The following is a 271-nucleotide window of genomic DNA, read 5'->3' on the forward strand; positions in this document are numbered from 1 at the left end:
TTCTCCTGGTCCTCGACCTCGGCGTGCTGCAACGCGACCACCACGAAATCGGCGTGCGCGAAAGCCTGCTGCTGTCCGCCGGCTACTTCGCCTGCGGCCTGGCCTTCGGCGGCTGGGTCTGGTACGCCTTCGGCCCCACCAGCGCGGTGGAGTACTACACCGGCTTCCTGGTCGAACAGTCGCTATCGATGGACAACGTGTTCGTCATGGCGATGATCTTCAGTTTCTTCGGCATCCCCCGCCGCTACCAGCACCAGGTGCTGTTCTGGGG

At 64.2% G+C, this 271-nt stretch carries 1 protein-coding gene; it reads left to right on the plus strand.

Translation table 11 applies throughout. The features are described from left to right. On the plus strand, positions 1–271 hold a 271-nt coding region (locus ACLJNW_RS25295; protein WP_410961376.1), incomplete at both ends, for a TerC family protein.

This window comes from Salmonella sp. SAL4457, assembly GCF_046548235.1.
Lineage (GTDB): Bacteria > Pseudomonadota > Gammaproteobacteria > Enterobacterales > Enterobacteriaceae > Salmonella > Salmonella enterica.